This is a genomic window from Aeromonas sp. S41-2, from assembly GCF_027705845.1.
Classification (GTDB): Bacteria; Pseudomonadota; Gammaproteobacteria; order Enterobacterales; family Aeromonadaceae; genus Aeromonas; species Aeromonas hydrophila.
In genome coordinates, this window is sequence record NZ_JAPDCG010000014.1 from 21,423 (window position 1) to 35,534 (window position 14,112).

Consider the following 14,112-nt stretch of genomic DNA (forward strand, 5'->3'; position numbering starts at 1 on the left):
CCGCCATTCCAAAATAGGTACACTGTGCTAACCATTTGACCAGGATGTCTTTTCTTATGTTTTTTCCCGCGATTTCCGAGCTGGAGCCCATCGCCCGTGCCGCCGGTGACGCCATCATGGCCATCTACAGTCAGCCCTTTGCGGTGGAGTACAAGCAGGACGAAAGCCCCTTGACTGCCGCCGACAAGGGCGCGCACGAGGTGATCGTGCAGGCGTTGGCCCGGCTGACGCCCGACATCCCCGTATTGTCCGAGGAGTCCGGCCCTGAACTGATGGCGGCGCGCCACGGCTGGTCCCGCTACTGGCTGGTGGACCCGCTGGACGGCACCAAGGAGTTCGTCTCCCGCAACGGCGAGTTCACCGTCAATATCGCCCTGATTGAAGAGGGAGCACCGCGCTGGGGACTGGTCTATGCCCCGGTATTGGACCAGCTCTGGTATGGCGGCAAGGGGCTGGGAGCCTGGCGGGTGGCTGATGGCAAGCGTGAGGCCATCCAGAGCCAACCTCATCAGGAAGGTACGCCCTGGCGGGTGGTGGGCAGCCGCAATCACCTCTCCCAGGCCACCCTGGAGTACCTGGCGGGCTTTGGTGACATGGCGCGGGGCGAGATTGAGCTGGTTTCCATGGGCAGTTCGCTCAAGTTCTGCATCATCGCCGAAGGGGGCGCCGAGCTTTACCCGCGCCTCGCCCCCACCTGCGAGTGGGATACCGGTGCGGCGCAGGCGGTGCTGGAGGGGGCGGGCGGCAGCGTCACCCAGCTCGATGGTTCGCCGCTGCGCTACAACAAGCCGGATATCCTCAACCCCTGGTTCGTGGCCAAGGCATAAAACGGGATATCGGGATAGAAAAAGGCCGGACTGGCATGAACTGCCAGTCCGGCCTTTTTTATTTCTCTATTCGCGTTGGGTCAGAAGACCTTCTTGAACGGCTTGATGGTCACCTTGGCATAGACACCGGCCGCCACATAGGGATCGGCATCAGCCCAGGCCTTGGCATCCGCCTGTGAAGCGAACTCGGCGATGACGGTGCTGCCGGTAAAGCCGGCATCGGCCGGATCCTCGGCATCGATGGCCGGGTTGGGGCCGGCGGTGAGCAGCCGCCCTTCATCCTGCAGCGCCTGTAGCCTGGCCAGATGGGCCGGGCGCGCCTGCTTGCGCAGCGGCAGGCTGCCCTGGACATCTTCGGAATAGATGAGATACCACATGAGAGGATCCTTTTCTTGATGGCAGTTATTTTTTCATTTCATTTTTCTGCTCGGCGGGCAGGTGGCGATAGAGATAGACACCGCTTAGCAGAGTGAATACCAGGGTCATGCCAAGTAGACCGAACACCTTGAAGTTGACCCACATCTCCTGCGGCAGGTTGAAGGCCACATAGAGGTTGAGCAGGCCGCAGACGGTAAAGAAGCCGACCCAGCCGAGATTGACCCGATCCCAGACGGGATCCGGTGCCTGCAGCTCCTTGCCCAGCATCTGCTTGATCAAATTCTTGCCAAAGCCGTAACGGCTGATGAGCAGGCCCAGTGCAAACAGTACGTTGATGACGGTGACTTTCCACTTGATGAAGGTGTCGTCGTGGAAGAAGACGGTGAGACCGCCGAAGAAGCCGACCAGCAGGAAGGTGAACAGCTGCATCTTCTCGACCTTGCGATAGCGGATCCAGCTGTAGGCGAGCTGCAGACCGGTCACCACCACCAGGGCGCCGGTCGCCATGTAGATGTCGTAGAATTTGTAGACTGCAAAGAAAACGATAAGAGGAATAAATTCAATAAATTGCTTCATGTCTGGCTCGTCGCCCTCAAAAGTGGACCGCAAAATTTGATTCAGTGTACCTGCCCGATGGGCAACGGCAAATGAATAAGACCGCTCATTCGCCAGCCAGTTCCTCAGCCAAATAGCTGCCTTGCGATCTCGGCGCCCAGCCGCTGCTGATCCGCCAGCAGATCGCGGATGTGGCGCTCTTCGATGAGTGGATTGAGCAGCACGGCCCGCAGCAGGGTGAGCGGCTGGGGGCCGTAGCGACCCACGGCGCGCTGGGTGCGGGAGACAAAACTGTGCCCCTCGGCGCGCTGAGCCTTCTGCAGGGCGACGTTGAAGGCATTGACCTGCTCGTTGGCGGCCTCGTCCAGTACCTTGCCCTGCAGATGAGGGGGGATGCAGCGATAGGAGAGCAGGTTCATCACCGGGGCCGACATCAGCTCGAAGGCGGGATCCTGGTCGATAAGGCCGGCCATCAGGCGGGCCCGGTCGTAGTTGGCCTCGATGAGCTCAGCATAGCCCTGCTGGCCGAACAGCTGGAAGGCGGCATCCAGATAGAGCGCATTGGCCGGGCGGGTGCCCTCCAGGGTAAAGCGCCCCTGATCAAAGGAGCTGGCGCGGATGGCGTAGGGGGCCTCCCGCTTGACCGCCATCATCAGGTCTGGCTGGCGGCAGAGCAGCATGCCGGTACCGAGCGGCACCAGCAGTTGCTTGTGGCCATCCAGGGTGACGGTATCGGCTCGTTCGATCCCCGCCAGCAGCGCCTGATAGCGGGGGGAGAACAGGGTCGGGCCGCCCCAGGCGGCATCCACGTGGAAGTGGATCTGCTCGCGCTCGGCGATGTCCGCCAGTTCAGGCAGCGAGTCGATGGAGCCGAAATCAGTGCTGCCGGCCACGCCGACCAGTGCCAGCACCTTGAGCTTCTGCTCCTTGCACTGGGCAAGGGCCTGCTCCAGCGCCGCCATGTCGAGCCGGTTCTGGTCGTCGGTGGGGAGGCGCCAGACGCTGCGCGCCCCCAGCCCCAGCAGATCCATCCCCTTGTCGAAGGAGTAGTGCATCAGCCGCGAGCCCAGGATGACGGTGCCGCGATAGCCCTGCTCATAGAGCGCGAACAGGTTGTCGCCGCAGGCGCGGTTGCGGGCCAGCCAGAGGGCGGTGACGTTGGCGATGGTGCCGCCGCTGGTCATGACGCCGAGTGCAGCATCCTTGGCATGCATCTGGGTGTCATAAAAGAGATCGTCGGCGCGATAGATGAGGCGGTGCAGCTTGGCCAGCACCTCCCGCTCCAGAAAGCTGAGCAGACGGGAGGACTCCATCTTCATCGGGTTCTGGTTGAGCATCACCACCAGGCGGGACAATTCGGCAGTGAAGGCCGGTAACGGGGCTGTCATGTGGCCCATGTAGCGTGGCGAGGTGAGGTGAGATGCGCCAGGCACCAGGGTGGCCAGGCGCGCCAGATAGTCATCCATGGCGATACCGGTGGCCGGCATGCGGGATTGATCGAGCTGGTGGGTGAACTGCTCGCGCTGGTAGGGAGCCTGACTGTCATCCGAGTGGTGGAAGGTCTCCAGCAGATCCGTCATGGCCTGGCCGAAGGCCGGATCCGGTAGTGCAAACAGTTCAGTCAACTTCATCAGGTTCTCCAGACCGGGTTGCCAGGGAGTCACTGGGTGGTGAGCAAGCGCGGTGGCAACAGCTACGTGGGCATCGGCCGCAGAGCATACACCAAAGGCCAGCGGGTGACAGCCATGCGCATCGCCTCAACACACGGCAAATGGCATGAAAATCACTTTAAGCTAACACTTGTACTCTGAAATGGCGGCAGCTAGAGTGAGCGCAGTTTGGGCAGGAGTATGCAATGAGCAGTGTGACGGATTATTCGCCCCGCGAGGAGCTGGCCAACCGCCTCAGCCACGGCCTGGGGCTGGTGCTGGGGATCCTGGGGTTGGTGTTGTTGTTGAACAAAGGCTGGGCGCAGGGCCCTCAGGCGCTGGTCAGTTACAGCCTCTATGGTGGCAGCCTAGTGTTGCTTTACTTGGCCTCGACCCTCTACCACAGCATGGCGGAAGGGCCGGCCAGGCGTTGGTGCAAGGTATTCGACCACTGTGCCATCTATCTGCTGATCGCCGGTACCTATACCCCCTTCCTGCTGGTGGCGCTCGATACGCCGCTGGCACAGGGGTTGATGGTGGTGATCTGGGGACTGGCGTTGGCGGGGGTGGTGTTCAAGCTGCTCTTCATCAACCGCTTCAAGAAGCTGTCGCTGTTTACCTACCTGATGCTGGGCTGGCTGTCATTGCTGGTGGTCTATCAGCTTTATATCCATCTGGAGGGGGAAGGCTTGCTGCTGCTCGGGCTGGGTGGTCTCATCTACAGCCTGGGAGTGATCTTCTATGTAGCCAAACGTATCCCTTACAACCACGCCATCTGGCATCTGTTCGTGCTGGGGGGCAGCGTTTGTCACTTTATGGCCATTTATGGCTACGTCGCCTAACTAGCCCTTAATTGGTATTTTTTGCTGCTCAAAAGGATAAATTCGTGCGGTATCACACAGTTGGTCGCGACGTTTGCTGACAAGCTAGGGACAGTTCAATTCGCAAAGGATGCACGAAATGAGTGATATCGCGCTTTCCATCAGCATGTTGTCGCTGGTGGCAGTGCTGGGGCTCTGGCTGGGGAACTGGCGGGTCTATGGCGTCGGTCTCGGGATCGGAGGGGTGCTGTTCGGCGGCATCATAGTGGGCCACTTCGCCGGCCTCTCTGGGCTGGCGCTGGATGAGCAGACCCTGCACTTCATTCAGGAGTTCGGCCTGATCCTGTTTGTCTACACCATCGGCATTCAGGTCGGCCCCGGCTTCTTCTCCTCCCTGCGCAGCTCCGGCCTCAAGCTAAACGGCTTCGCTGCTCTGCTGGTACTGCTTGGCTGCGCCGTGGCGGCAGCCCTGCACCAGCTGTTCGACGTGCCGCTGCCGGTGATCCTGGGGGTCTTCTCCGGTGCCGTGACCAACACCCCTTCTCTCGGTGCCGGCCAGCAGATCCTGGCTGAGCTGGGCGCGGCGCCCGGTTCCACCGGCCTGATGGGGATGGGCTATGCGGTCGCCTATCCGTTCGGCATCTGTGGCATCTTGCTGACCATGTGGCTGATCCGTATGTTCTTTCGTATCAAGATCGACGAAGAAGCAGCCCAGTTTGAACAACAGGCCGGCAAGACCAAGGAGAGTCTGCAGACCATCAACATCGCGGTGCGCAACCCCAACATCCACGGTCTGATGCTGAGCGAGATCCCGAGTCTCGACGAGGCAGACGTCATCTGCTCGCGCCTCAAGCGTGGTGATGAGCTGATGGTGCCGCGGCCGGATTCGCGCATCGAACTGGGCGACCTGCTGCACCTGGTAGGTGAGCGGCACGCCCTGCGCAAGGTGCTGCTGGTACTGGGGGAGGAGGTGGAGACCTCGCTCTCCACTCGCGGCACCGATCTGCGGGTGGAGCGGGTGGTGGTGACCAACGAGCAGGTGCTCGGCAAGAAGATCCGCGATCTCGACATCAAGCAGAAGTACGACGTGGTGATCTCGCGCCTCAACCGGGCCGGCATCGAGCTGGTCCCGACCAGCCAGACCAGCCTGCAGTTCGGTGACATCCTCAACCTGGTGGGGCGACTCGACGCCATCGAGGCGGTCACCAATGTGGTGGGCAACGTGCAGCAGAAACTGCAGCAGGTGCAGATGCTGCCGGTGTTCATCGGCATCGGCCTTGGCGTGCTGCTCGGCTCCATCCCCTTCTATCTGCCCGGGTTCCCGGCGGCACTCAAGCTGGGTCTGGCGGGCGGGCCGCTGGTGGTGGCGTTGATCCTGTCGCGCATCGGCAGCATCGGCAAGCTCTACTGGTTCATGCCCCCCAGTGCCAACCTGGCGCTGCGGGAGATCGGCATAGTGCTGTTTCTGGCGGTGGTGGGCTTCAAGTCCGGCGCCGGCTTCATCGATACCCTGATCAACGGTGATGGTCCGGCCTGGATGATGTATGGGGTGGCGATCACCCTGATCCCGTTGCTGGTGGTCGGTGTGCTGGCCCGTCTGTACGGCAAGATGAACTACCTCACTCTGTGCGGCTTGCTGGCCGGTTCCATGACGGATCCTCCCGCCCTGGCGTTTGCCAACGGCATGCACCCCACCAGTGGTGCCAGTGCCCTGTCGTACGCGACAGTCTATCCGCTGGTGATGTTCCTGCGTATCATCTCACCCCAGTTGCTGGCCATCCTGCTGTGGGCTGGCGCCTGATATGAAGCCCTTGACGGGGGCACTCGCAGTGCTCCCGTCATCAAAATGCAACACATTGATCACCTTGGTTTTATTTTCCATTCCCGCCGTTGTTGACCCTTCTGTTTAACCGACCGTTCCAGCCTCAAATCAGTCTATCCATTCGAATTTTCTAACTGGTTTCCGGCGCCATTCGCGGGCACATTAGACGGTGGAATATTGCATGCCAATAGAGATTCAGGAGAGAACATGAGCAGCCACAATATCGCATTGGATCAGGACGTCGTCGTTACCCAGTTGAAAGGCAAGGTTTACCTGGTGGCCGCTGATGGCAGCCAGAAGCAGCTCGCCGAAGGCGATATCCTGCCCAAGGATGCGGTGCTGATCACTCCGGAAGGCGCCAGCTTCAAAGGCGGCAACCAGACTTTCACCCTGAGCCCGACCCACGAGCAGCAGGTTGAGGATGAAACGTCTCAAGAGCCGCAGCTTGCCCAGAATGTGCCGTCCGGCAATCCCAATGACATCGCGGCCCTGCAGCAGGCCATCCTGGGCGGCGCCGACCCGACCAAGGCATTTGAAGCATCTGCCGCAGGTGGGGCGCCTGCCGCCGGTGGTGGTGGCATTGGTGGCGTGGCTGGCGCCAGTGGCAACGGTGGTTTCGTTACCATCGATCGTACCGGTGATGCCACCATAGCAGCGGCCGGTTTCGATACTGCCAACCAGACCGATGCTGGCGTGATCGCTGATGCATTGCCGGGTGAAGAGAATCGCCTGATTGATCTCGTCCCGCCGGTGATCACCGTCTCCGCACCTGACAATACCAACGACACGACCCCGACCATCACCGGAACCACGGATGCCAACGCAGGCAGTACCGTGACCCTGCTGGTGACCGATGCCAATGGCAACCAGCAAACCCTGATCACCACCGTCAATCCGGATGGCACCTTCAGCGTGGATGTGACCACTCCGCTGGTTGATGGCTCCTACACAGTGACGGCCAGCGTCACCGATCCGGCCGGCAACACCGGCACCGCGACCGATGACGGCAGCGTGGACAGTACCGCGCCCTCGGCGCCGCAAGTGGAAATCCAGGGCGGCGCGGACAATGTCATCTCCGCCAACGAGCGCGAAAACGGGGTGGATGTCATCATCCGGCTGCCGGGCGATGCCAAGGCTGGCGATCGTCTCGATGTGGACTGGAACGGTGATGGTGTGCCCGATTCCAGCAGAATTCTGACGACCGACGACATCGGCCGTACCCAGGTCACCTTGACCATCCCTACCACGGATCTGCCGGTTAACGGCCCCATCACGGTGGATGCCACCCTGACCGACCCGGTGGGCAACACCTCGCCTAAGGGGACCGACAACAGCGTGGTGAATGCCGCGCCTCTGCCGGGCGACGACCAGTTCACCGTGGCGGAGGACGGCACCGTCACCATCAATGTGCTTGGCAACGACACGGATGTGGATGGCGATCGTCTCACCATTACCGCCATCAACGGCCAGACCATCGCCGAAGGCGGCACGGTAGCGATCAGCAATGGTTCCGTCACCCTGAGCAATGGCCAGCTGATCTTCACGCCGGCTCCGGATTTCAATGGCAACATCGCGTTTGAATACACCATTACCGATGGCCTGAACAGCGCCACAGGCGGCGTAACCGGGACTGTCACGCCGGTCAACGACGCGGCCGTCATTACCGGCACCGATACCGGCGGCGTGGTGGAAGACGAAACCAACCCGACTCTGACCGAGACCGGTACCCTGAGCGTGACCGACGTGGACGGCGCCGACGAGGCCAAGTTCCTGGCCGGCAACGGCACCCCGAGCGCGGGTGCGCTGGGTAGCCTGACCATCACCGAAGGTGGCGCCTGGACCTACAACGTCGACAACAGCAAGGTGCAGTACCTGGGCGAAGGTGAGACCAAGGTCGAGACCTTTACCGTACAGAGCATGGATGGCACGCCGCACACCGTGACCATCACCATCACCGGTATCAACGACGGTGCGACGGTGGGCCAGGGCAAGGATGACGTGGGCAGCGGCACCGTGAAGGAAGACACGGCTGAGCAGACCATTGCCAGCGGCAAGCTGACGGTGACCGATGCCGACAGCGGTGAAGCAGTGTTGGTTGCCAAGGAGGTGAGCAACGAGTACGGCACGTTCAAGGTGAACGCGGACGGGACGTGGAGCTTCACGCTGGACAACAGCAAGCCGGCGGTGCAGGCGCTGGCCGAAGGGCAGAAAGTCGAACTGGGTTTTGACGTGGTCTCCAAAGATGGGACTGGCAAGGCGACGGTGAAGATTGACGTGCTGGGCAGCAACGACGGTGCGACGGTGGGCCAGGGCAAGGATGACGTGGGCAGCGGTACCGTGAAGGAAGACACGGCTGAGCAGACCATTGCCAGCGGCAAGCTGACGGTGACCGATGCCGACAGCGGTGAAGCAGTGTTGGTTGCCAAGGAGGTGAGCAACGAGTACGGCACGTTCAAGGTGAACGCGGACGGGACGTGGAGCTTCACGCTGGACAACAGCAAGCCGGCGGTGCAGGCGCTGGCCGAAGGGCAGAAAGTCGAACTGGGTTTTGACGTGGTCTCCAAAGATGGGACTGGCAAGGCGACGGTGAAGATTGACGTGCTGGGCAGCAACGACGCACCGGTACTGACACCGGATGTGGGCGCGGTCAACGAAGATGCGATCCTGACGGTCAATGCAGCCAACGGCGTGCTGGCCAACGACAGCGATGTCGACGGCAACGCCCTCAAGGTGACTGGTATTCTGAGCGGCACCAGCGGGACGGCCACGGCCGTGAACGCCAGTGGCGACACTGTGCTGACCAACAGCTACGGCACGCTGACCATCCGGGCTGACGGCAGCTACAGCTTCAATGCCAATGGCGCGGATGCGCAGAAACTGGCGGCCGGCCAGACCGCGGGGGGGGTGTTTACCTACACCGCAACCGATGGCACTGAGAGCCGGACCAGCACCCTGACCATCACCATCACCGGCACCAACGATGCACCGACCCTGAGTATCGACAAGGGGGCCGTGGTCTCCGAAGAGGGGCTGGCCGGCGGCATTGCCGATACGGCAGGCAGCAGCGATACCACCGACAGCGTGGCCGCCAGCGGCAAGATCACGGTCGGCGATGTCGACAGCCAGGATACGCTCACTATCAGCCTGAACGGGCCGGCTGGCCTGACGGCTGGCGGTGCCGCGGTGCAGTGGAGCTGGAATGCCGCCACCAAGGTGTTGACCGGTTATACCGGTACACCGGGCGGCGCCGACTACAAGGCGGTCATGGATGTGAAGCTGACCGCGCCCGCCGGCAACGGCAAGGGCGACTGGAGTTATGACGTGACGCTCAAGGCCCCGCTTGATCACCCGGTCAAGGGCAGTGAAGACGTACTCAACTTCCAGATTGGTGTGACCGTCTCGGATGGCAAGACCACCACCACTGGCAGCCTGCCCATCTCGGTCGAGGATGACTCGCCGGTGGCCGGTGACATGGCGGCCGTCTCCGTCATCAAGACCAACATCCCGGATACTCTGACCGGCCTGTTTGATCTGACCAAGTACAGTGGCAGCAACCAGACGACCCTGAACGTGAGCGGTTTCAGCATCACGGCGCTGGGCTTTACCTCGTCGACCAACTCGGCCCTGATCACCGCCAATGTCAACGGTTCCAGCTCCGGTCTGGGGGTTTCCAGCGTCGGTTCACCGAACCACAACCTCGCCAACGAGGTGGACTTCCGCCACTTTGCCAACGGTACTTCTGCTTCCGAGCAGCTGATCGTCAAGCTGGATGCGGGCAAGGTAGCCTATGGCGCCAACATCAAGTTCAGCCAGATGTTCGGTGGCGAGCTGGAGAGCGGCGTGGTCGAGTTCTACCGCGGCGGCGTGCTGATCGGTACCCAGACCTTCAGCTCCAACGCGGCAGGTGGCGACTATGCCGGCAACTTCCAGGTGCAGCAGGGCGGCTTCGATACCATGGTCATCAAGGCCACCAACAATGGTAACGGCCTCTATGCCGACAACAGCGACTTCACCGTGAAGAGCATCGAGTTCCTCGGTGCCACCACGGCGCCGGCTATCGCCTACGGTTCCGGCACGGTCACTCCGCAGTGGGGTGCCGACGGCAAGGGCTACATGCAGCTGGTCGGTTCTACCGAGACCGGGCTGACCACGGCGACCGGCAAGCTGATCACCACCACGATGGAATCGGCCAATACCCTGGTCGGCAAGGCCAGCGATGGTACCCTGGTGTTCCGTCTGGAATTTACCCCGGCCACCGGCAAGTGGGAGTTCTTCCAGTATCAGAACATGTCCAAGCCGCTGGGAGATGGCGACATCGACTTCCAGATCAAGGTGGTGGATGGCGACGGCGACTACAGCCTGGGCTCTTTCGCAACCAAGCCGCTGTTTACGCCCATCGTACAGTCGGTCTCCAGCGAGAGCGCGGCCGAAGGCGGCAACCTGCTGCACACGGTGACGCTCTCTGATGCGACCCAGGAAGCGACCCAGTATGACTTCGGCATCAAGGGCAGCGGTACCAACCCGGCTTCCAGCCTTGACTGGGGTACTGCCCAGTTCAGCAACGGGGTGACCTACAACAGCGCCACCGGCAAGATCACCGTGCCGGCCGGGGTGTCGGGCTTTACCGTGACCATCCCGACGGTGGACGATCGTCTGGTCGAAGCGAATGAGACCTTGACCGTGACCGTGGGCGGTCAGAACGGCATCGGTACCATCATCGACAACGATCGTGCGCCGGTAACCACGGGTGGCTACAGTGCCGGCAAGGAAGACACGCCACTGGTGCTGAAGTGGGCCCAGTTTGGTGCCAGCGATGATCAGGCCGCTTCTGACCTGAGCGTGCAGATCAACACCCTGCCGCTGAACGGCAAGCTGGAGTACCTGAACGCAGCCGGCCAGTGGATTGCGGTGAAGGTGGGGGATCTTGTCTCCTACGCCGATATCGACAGCGGCCACCTGCGCTTCGTGCCAGGCCTCAACGAGTCGAGCACCAACGCCAGCAACGGCAATGGCCTCGTGACCGGCAACCTGCAGGGCGATTACGCCAGCTTTGGTTACCAGATCAGCGATGGCGCCAACCTGAGCAACAGCGGCAAGCTGGTGATCGATATCACGGCGGTCGCGGACAAGCCGGTGGTCGATATCAGCCTGACGGGTAACGGCGTCCCGCTTTATACCCAGTACCCGTCGTCCGGCATCTCTACCGGGGCGTTCCAGAGCGGCAACTTCAACCAGGGCAACTTTGGCATCACCAATAGTCTGACCGACAGCACCACCAGTCCGGATCAGGTGGTGGGTGGCAACGGCAATGACTATATCGTCAGCGTCAAGGGCGGCGGCGATCATTTTGTCGGCGGTGCTGGCAATGATGTACTGGTCGGCGGCAACTCGGTCTCCGGCGATACCCTCGACGGCGGCACCGGCAATGACATCCTGGTGGCCGGGCTGGGTGGCGACACCCTGTATGGTGGCGCCGGTACCGATCTGGCCGTCCTGATGGGCTCGCGTGCCAACTATGTCATCGAGCGCAGAAGTGACGGTGGTTTCAACTTCCTGGTGAAGGAGAACGGCGTCACCATCAGCAAGTCGCTCTACGACATCGAGCTGGTGCAGTTTGATGACGGCATCTACCAGTTCAACCAGACCGACGGCACCCTGACGGCGGTACCGCCCAGCTTGGTGGATTATCCGCTCGAGATCAGCGCCTCCCTGACCGACCGGGATGGCAGCGAGCAGTTCAACAGCCTGGTGCTGACCGGCATGCCGACGGGGTCGACCCTCTACCAGGGAGCCACCGTGCTCGGTACCGTGGGGGCCGATGGCAAACTGACACTGACCGGTCTGTGGAACCAGAGCGCGCTGGACGTCAAGCTGACCGGTCTGACCCTGCGTGTTCCGGGCAGCAGTGCCGGCCAGTTCGACCTGAAAGTAGAAGCCATCGCCAAGGAAGTGGCGACCGACCAGACCAGCAGTGCATCGGATCAGGACTCGATCCGCATGAGCTACTTCCTTTCCACGGAAGGGGAGCCGGGCGATCAGAACCGCACCTATGGCAACGAGCACAATATCGTGGTCGGCGATCTGGATGGCAGCGTGGTACTGCCGGGTCAGAACTACAATATTGCCTTTATGGTCGACAGCTCGGGCAGTATCGGCACCAGCGCCATGAACACCATCAAGAGCCAGCTGGCACAGGTGTTTGCAACCCTCAAGACCAGTGCTGGTAGTGAGGGGGCGGGCAAGGTCAATATCTTCCTGGTGGACTTCGACAGTCAGGCCAACAAGTCCATCAGCGTGGACTTGAAGGATCCCAATGTCCTGACCAAGTTGCAGGCCGTGCTCGATAGCATGGACGGCAGTTACTGGAATGGTGGGGCGACCAACTACGAGGATGCGCTCAAGACGACCTCCAATTGGTTCAACAGCGACACCGCCAAGAACAACGGCAATGCGAAGAACCTGGCGTACTTCATTACCGATGGGGCACCAAACACCTATTACGACTATGAAGAGACCAACCCGATCGTGAATACTAAGACCAACGAGCGTCTCGATTCGTTTGTCAACGTCAACAACTATGTGCCGGGTGAAGCCTTCTACGCCAACATCGGCGGCACCAACAGAGTGCTGATCGACGCTAACGGCAATGTTCAGAAGTGGTCGCAGGGCAATAACAACAAGTGGATCTCGACCTCCATCGGGACCTTGAAGGCACAGGGGGATGGTACCTTCGAGATCTCCACCTCCTATGACAGCAACTACTGGGCATTGCAAAACGCGCTGGCTGTGCTGCCGCTTCTGCTGGCCAATAACGTGACGCTGGAAGCGATCGGCATCGGCAGCAACGTCTCCATCGATACCCTGAAGCTGTTCGACAGTGATCAGATTGTGCAGTCCAACGTGTCAGCCAACGATCTGGCCAACGCCATCCTGGGTACCTCGGTGAATAACCTGCCGGGCAGCGACCGGATCGACGGCGGTGCCGGTGACGACATCCTGTTCGGTGATGCCATCCACTTCGCCGGCATCAATGGTGAAGGCTACGCGGCCATCAAGCAGTATGTAGCCGGCAAGCTGAGCGCAGGCTCGGTGACCGATGCTCAGGTCCATGATTACATCACGGATCATGCCAGCGAGTTCGATCAGTCCTCCAATAACGACAAGGCGGACGTGCTGATCGGCGGGGATGGCAACGACATCCTGTTCGGTCAGGGTGGCGATGACTTCCTGTTCGGCGGTGCCGGCAACGACATCCTGTTCGGTGGTGCCGGCAACGACACCCTGTACGGCGAGAGCGGCAACGATACCCTGTACGGTGGCAGCGGCAACGACACCCTGTTTGGCGGTAGCGGTGACGATACACTGAGCGGTGGTCTGGGCAATGACATCCTGGTCGGCGGGCTTGGCAATGACATCCTCAAGGGGGATGGCGGTGCCGATACCTTCACCTGGCTGCAGGGCGATACCGCTGCGGGCAGCGTGGCCAAGGATTACGTGGTCGACTTCTCCAAGGCGGAAGGTGACAAGCTGGATCTGAGCGACCTGCTGGATCACGATGGTTCTCGCAACCAGAACGATCTGAAGAGCCTGCTCTCTGTCTTCCAGGACAGCGAAGGGGTTCACCTGCAGGTCAAGGAGAGCAGCGCCGCCCCCGTGACCCAGGAGATAGTACTGATGAACCACACGTTCGACAGCCTCACCGGCAGCGCGTCGGCCACCTCGTCCCAGGTGATCGATTACATGCTGAACAACAACATGCTGGATATCGACAAGTAATCCGGTCGACCCCAGGCAAAAAGCGGCAGATTCATCTGCCGCTTTTTTATGTAATGGGATTGAAGGTGGCGCTGATTTTCATCGGGTAATCAGGGCCGTATCACCGTCGACAGAGGATTGTGAGCCAATGGTTACTGACAAGCTTGAAGAGAGCCCGGCCGCGAGCCGGGTCTCGCTTTTTTTTATCAAGTTCCTGCATCATCTGGCCGACATAGGATAAGAATACGGGTCGTGTTGGGATTCTGACCCTTCTATACTATGGCGAGACTCGGGCAACGGACGTA

The 14,112-nt window shown here is 60.9% G+C and carries 7 protein-coding genes; 4 read left to right on the top strand and 3 right to left on the bottom strand.

What is annotated here, in order from left to right:
* The first annotated feature begins 56 nt into the window (after nt 1–56).
* Nucleotides 57–827 (top strand): 3'(2'),5'-bisphosphate nucleotidase CysQ, encoded by a 771-nt coding sequence (gene cysQ, locus OKC44_RS20650; protein ID WP_270814852.1) that lies wholly within the window; start codon nt 57–59, stop codon nt 825–827.
* Nucleotides 828–907: 80 nt separating this feature from the next.
* On the opposite strand, the gene OKC44_RS20655 is transcribed toward cysQ, so the two are convergent.
* The 3 genes from OKC44_RS20655 to OKC44_RS20665 all read right to left on the bottom strand — a co-directional run bounded on the left by OKC44_RS20655 (nt 908) and on the right by OKC44_RS20665 (nt 3,391).
* Nucleotides 908–1,204 carry a YciI family protein gene (locus OKC44_RS20655; protein ID WP_005309589.1) on the bottom strand — a complete coding sequence of 99 codons (297 nt, stop codon included), beginning with the start codon at nt 1,202–1,204 and terminating at the stop codon, nt 908–910.
* A 25-nt stretch (nt 1,205–1,229) separates the two neighbouring features.
* A complete protein-coding gene (locus OKC44_RS20660) occupies nt 1,230–1,781 on the bottom strand; it encodes a septation protein A (protein ID WP_024946223.1) in 552 nt (183 codons plus the stop codon).
* Between the two features lie 104 nt (nt 1,782–1,885).
* On the bottom strand, nt 1,886–3,391 hold the full coding sequence (locus OKC44_RS20665) for an aminotransferase class I/II-fold pyridoxal phosphate-dependent enzyme (RefSeq protein ID WP_270814854.1): 1,506 nt from the start codon (nt 3,389–3,391) through the stop codon (nt 1,886–1,888).
* A gap of 224 nt (nt 3,392–3,615) precedes the next feature.
* On the opposite strand from OKC44_RS20665, the gene trhA reads away from it, so the two are divergent.
* The 3 genes from trhA (at nt 3,616) to OKC44_RS20680 (ending at nt 13,828) form a co-directional block, all read left to right on the top strand.
* On the top strand, nt 3,616–4,251 hold the full coding sequence (gene trhA / locus OKC44_RS20670; protein ID WP_016351856.1) for a PAQR family membrane homeostasis protein TrhA: 636 nt from the start codon (nt 3,616–3,618) through the stop codon (nt 4,249–4,251).
* A 118-nt stretch (nt 4,252–4,369) separates the two neighbouring features.
* Nucleotides 4,370–6,031 (top strand): putative transporter, encoded by a 1,662-nt coding sequence (locus OKC44_RS20675; RefSeq protein ID WP_011707241.1) that lies wholly within the window; start codon nt 4,370–4,372, stop codon nt 6,029–6,031.
* A 228-nt stretch (nt 6,032–6,259) separates the two neighbouring features.
* Nucleotides 6,260–13,828 (top strand): retention module-containing protein, encoded by a 7,569-nt coding sequence (locus tag OKC44_RS20680; RefSeq protein WP_270814857.1) that lies wholly within the window; start codon nt 6,260–6,262, stop codon nt 13,826–13,828.
* Nucleotides 13,829–14,112 lie beyond the last annotated feature (284 nt).

Coding starts and splice junctions, on each gene's coding strand:
- trhA (WP_016351856.1), top strand. CDS start 3,616: ATGAGCAGTGTGACGGATTATTCGCCCCGCGAGGAGCTGGCCAACCGC.
- OKC44_RS20675 (WP_011707241.1), top strand. CDS start 4,370: ATGAGTGATATCGCGCTTTCCATCAGCATGTTGTCGCTGGTGGCAGTG.
- cysQ (WP_270814852.1), top strand. CDS start 57: ATGTTTTTTCCCGCGATTTCCGAGCTGGAGCCCATCGCCCGTGCCGCC.
- OKC44_RS20660 (WP_024946223.1), bottom strand. CDS start 1,781: ATGAAGCAATTTATTGAATTTATTCCTCTTATCGTTTTCTTTGCAGTC.
- OKC44_RS20655 (WP_005309589.1), bottom strand. CDS start 1,204: ATGTGGTATCTCATCTATTCCGAAGATGTCCAGGGCAGCCTGCCGCTG.
- OKC44_RS20665 (WP_270814854.1), bottom strand. CDS start 3,391: ATGAAGTTGACTGAACTGTTTGCACTACCGGATCCGGCCTTCGGCCAG.
- OKC44_RS20680 (WP_270814857.1), top strand. CDS start 6,260: ATGAGCAGCCACAATATCGCATTGGATCAGGACGTCGTCGTTACCCAG.